Source organism: Paraburkholderia sp. (genome assembly GCF_035656215.1).
Taxonomy (GTDB): Bacteria; Pseudomonadota; Gammaproteobacteria; order Burkholderiales; family Burkholderiaceae; genus Paraburkholderia.
In genome coordinates this window covers 1-4202 of sequence record NZ_DASRSY010000126.1, presented here as the reverse complement: position 1 = coordinate 4202, position 4202 = coordinate 1, and the positions used below count along the sequence as shown (strand labels likewise).

Below are 4202 nucleotides of genomic sequence, written 5' to 3'. Positions count from 1 at the left end.
CGGCCCATTCGTTGATCGCGTAGAAGTCTTTCTCGCTGATCTGGCCGGCGAGGTCCGGCAGGTAAGTGGGGGAATAGCGATAGTAGTGCCCGTAGCCTGCGCCGAACAACAGCGTTTCCGGCGACGCCGTCACCTGGTCATACTGATCGCGCATCTCGGCGAGGCGGGTGATGGTGGTCGGGTCTTTGCCGGTGACGGTTTCCTCCGACGCGAAAATGCGCTGCGTCCAGTGCTCCGCGACGGTCGGAAAGCTCAGCGCCGCGATGCCCGCCACGCCGGCCAGTACCGCGCCCACGATCAATGTGCGCGCGGCCGCGCGCCAGACTTGCTGGATCGACGGCGCGGACAACGCCATGGCGATCAGGAACAGCAATACGGTGCCGACCAGCAAACTACGCGTGACACTCAGCAACTCGACGATCACGCTGCCGGCGAACACAGCAATGGTGAAAAAGGAAAAGCGTTTGGCAACGATGAATTCGTGCAACAGCACCGCTTGCAGACCGAGCAACGTCACGGAGATGATGCGGTAGCGGACCTCCTCGAGATCACCCCCCGTCGCCATACCATAGACGAAGGTAAACACGAGACTGACCACGTTGGCGAAAAACAGCGCTTTCTCGAACTGCGAAATTCTGTATTCGCTCCACGGGCGGCAGGCCACGAGGTAGCCCAGCGCAAACAGTACGAACGGGAGCAAAACGCGCAAATAATTACCGGTGTCGTTGTCCTGAACGAACTGGGCGACGATGCTGCCGAACACGCACAGCAGCACGCTGAAGGTGACGATCGAGCGCAATCGCGAGTGGTCGCGAAAGCGCGGCGCAATCAGCACGAGGGCGAGTCCCGCGGCGATTACCGGGATCACCAGTCCGGACTGCGCAAAGTGGCCTACGTTGGCGTTAGTCGCCTTATAGTCCAGCGCAAGCGGTAACAGAAAAAACCATATCCAGAGCGTCGCATACTGATGGCGCATTGCTGATTCCTCCCCGTGCTGTCGATCCGCCGTCGGTCTATAGCGGACAGTCTCGCATCGGGTCATTGTGCGGGAATATTCTCGCTTGCCCATTCCGCGCACCCGGTTTCGTCGCCCATTGCCTGGGTTCTGGCGACAGTGGCAAGGGCAGCCCCTGCAAGACGCGCGCACACTTGCACATGTTGTCGGCCAATGTCTTGATGTTGGCGCGCACGTACGCGTGTCGCCACCGAAGATGCAAAAAGGGACATGCGCCCGTGAATGGTGACAGGGGAGAACAACATGAAATTATTCGGCGGAGCGAGATCCGTAACAGCCGGACGGGCCATCGAACTGGATTTCGTGCGCGGCATCGCCATTATCATGGTGATGGGCTTTCACTTTCACGCCGTTCATACCGACAACTTCCTGATCCAGATCATCGAGTATCCTCTGAAGAGTTTCGGGCGCGAAGGCGTCAATCTGTTCTTTACGCTCAGCGGCTTTCTGGTTGGCGGCCTGCTGCTTCGACAGTACGCCGAAAAGGGTAACGTCGATGCAAAGCGCTTTATCATCCGGCGGATCTTCCGCATCTGGCCCGCGTATTACGTGCTGATCGCATTTCATGTGCTGGCCGGACGCCATCCGTGGAATACGTTTCTGATTCAGAACCTGACCCACCTGCAGAACTATCTGGGCACCTCAATTACCCAGACCTGGAGTCTCGCGGTCGAAGAACACTTTTATCTCGTCCTGCCGGCGCTGCTGTTGCTGTTCGCGCGCTGGCGTCTCAGCGCGTGGACGATCGTCAGCGTGTTGACCGGCATCTGCGCGGTGGTGCTCACCGCGCGCTGTTTCGCGGTAGCGGGCGGCAACCTGGAAGGCGCTTTCGCGTACACCCAATACCGCATCGACAGTTTGCTGGTCGGTGTGATTCTGTCCGCGATCTACTGGATGAAACCGGGTGTCTATCAACAGATCGCGAAGCGCAAGTGGTGGCTGATCGTTAGCATCGTGCTGCTGTGCGCGTGGCTCGCTTTTGCGACGAAAAACTTCGCGCTCGACGAAAGCATCGGTTATACGATTCAGGCGCTCGGCTTCGCCGCGCTGATCGTGTTCGTGCTGGAGTATTCGGGATCGCTGCGTTCGTCGTGGGTGTATCGCGGGATTGCCTGGATTGGTCTCTATTCGTACGGCATTTACCTGTGGCATTCGCTTGCGCTTGCGCCAGGCGACATGCTGATTCGCAAAGCGACCGCCATGGGTCTTGCACCGAGCGTAATCTGGGTGGTGGCGCTCACCGCGCAGTTCGCTTTCGCGATTGCGATCGGCTATGTGACCACGCGCGCGATCGAGTATCCGTTCCTGCTAATGCGCAACGCGCTGTTCCCGGCCAAGCGCAACAGTTCGGTGCGCGAGGAAGTGCCGGAAGTACCGGAAGTGCAGAAAGTGCCGGTAGCGGGCGGCCAGTTGTCCTGACCTTCTCTGGTGTGCCGGATCAGGCCATCTGCTGAAGCAAGGTCTGCTTGAATTGCCCGAGCGTGTGCCGTGAGAGCAGATCTTCGCGTGTGGACGGAGTGGCTTGCGGCGCGTGCGGCCAGGAGGTCATCGTCTCGGTGATCGCCTTGCCGATCGAGGCGGAGCTGAGGTCGCTCAGAATCGGCCCCAGTTCGCAGCGCCGGCTGAACCAGCCGATCAGTCCATCTTCCGTTGCGATCACGGGCTTGCCGAAACGGTACGCCTGCACGAGCACCCCGCTCATTCCGTAATGTCCCTTGTAGCCTAGCCAGACTGCGTCGCAGGCGGAGAACAGATCGCGCTCGACGTCGTTTGCAATGAACGAATCGAGTACCAGCGGCGCGGGCGTCAGGCTGCGCACATGATTGCGCATGAAATGGCGCGTGCCTGCGTCCTGCTCACCCGCGACGATCAGCGTGGGCGCATGCTCCAGACGGGTCAACGCGTGGACCAGTTCGTAGATGCCTTTGCGTTCGGTGATCGAGCCGTACACCAGCAGATAACGCTGCGTGGGGTCCAGTCCGAGCCGCTCGCGGGCCAGCACCGGATTCTCCGCGCGCTCGTCCGGAAACGGGTCCGCTACGTAGGCGACGCCCGCGCTGTTTTTCGAGGCATTGCGCGCGGACCATTCCGGCAGAGTCGGGTCGATCGTCAGCAGCGTGCGCAGCCCGACGGAGTGGATCGCGCGCTTGAAAAGTAGCGCCTTGACCGCGTTCACAATCGGCCGATCAGGCGACTTGATGCCGACCTTGTGATGATGGAAGGTCGAGCGCATCGTGATACCGATCCAAGGTGTCTTGCGAAACGGCGAGCCGAGAAACGGCAGCGCGTAGAAGAAGTAATCGACATAAGGAACGACCACCAGTCTGATCGGCTGCGCGTGGCTGACGATTCGATGCACGCGCTTGAAATAGCGGTGAAAGCGCGAGTACTGGTTCGACGGGCGCAGCAGCCCGCGTGGCCGCTCCTCGGGATCGACGAACGCGATCTGCAGATCCGCGCGGTTCGCGGCGACGATCTGTCTGGCGAGGCGATGGTCTTCGTTGGCGGATTCCGTCGCGAGGATGCACGGATAGCCTGCTTCCGTGCAGGCCTGCATGGTCCATTCGACATAGCGCCAGCGATGGCCGGTGAGGTTGGGTTCCACAATCAGAACATAGTCTTGTTCCATCGATTCAGTGGTCCTCGGTGGTCGAATGCGGTGTGGAAAAGCAACCTCGCGCCGGCTGTCTGAAGCGCTAGCTGAACAACGTTAGCATCGGCGGGGTGAGGGGACCCGTCTATTTGACCCGTTCTGTGGGTAAACGTACTAGCGCGCAATGGCTTCGGCTGAACTGGCCTAGCTGATGGCGGTTGTTGCCGAATCTCTCGCGGTAAGGTCGTATATAGCGTTCGATGAAAAAGCTCGCCAGCTCGCTGGTGCGACCTAACTACTTATGCGCCGGCGGCGTTGCGCAGCGATGCATTCAATCGCTGTGTGTGGCCGATTCAACGGCGTTCCGATTCGACGGAGATACAGCTTGCGGGCGATCAGGCTTCCGGCGCTCTCAATGGCGTCCAGCTTCGGCGCGAGTGCGGCGACGTGGGTGCTGTTGCAGCAGTTCGCGGTGCGTGGACTCGTAGCGGTCAAGTTTCTGGCGATTGGCCGGATGCTCGGGCCGGCCGCGATCGGCAGCGTGAGCGTGGCCTTGCTCGCGGTGGCGATTGCCGAGGCGTTATCGGACACGGG

At 60.4% G+C, this 4202-nt stretch carries 3 protein-coding genes and 1 pseudogene; 2 read left to right on the top strand and 2 right to left on the bottom strand.

The annotated features are described in order from the left end of the window. The coding region (locus VFE81_RS07310; protein ID WP_325043956.1) for a hypothetical protein at positions 1 to 976 on the bottom strand (976 nt) is incomplete at its 3' end. Positions 977 to 1258: 282 nt separating this feature from the next. On the opposite strand from VFE81_RS07310, the gene VFE81_RS07305 reads away from it, so the two are divergent. After that, on the top strand, positions 1259 to 2434 hold the full coding sequence (locus tag VFE81_RS07305; RefSeq protein WP_325043955.1) for an acyltransferase: 1176 nt from the start codon (positions 1259 to 1261) through the stop codon (positions 2432 to 2434). A gap of 19 nt (positions 2435 to 2453) precedes the next feature. Here the strand turns inward: VFE81_RS07305 and VFE81_RS07300 are convergent, their stop codons facing one another. Then, entirely contained in the window at positions 2454 to 3644 is a 1191-nt protein-coding gene (locus tag VFE81_RS07300; RefSeq protein ID WP_325043954.1) for a glycosyltransferase, read from the bottom strand. Positions 3645 to 3993: 349 nt separating this feature from the next. Between VFE81_RS07300 and VFE81_RS07295 the strand changes: the two are divergent. Further along, positions 3994 to 4202 (top strand): annotated as a pseudogene (locus VFE81_RS07295) (PST family polysaccharide export protein); the annotation flags it as partial.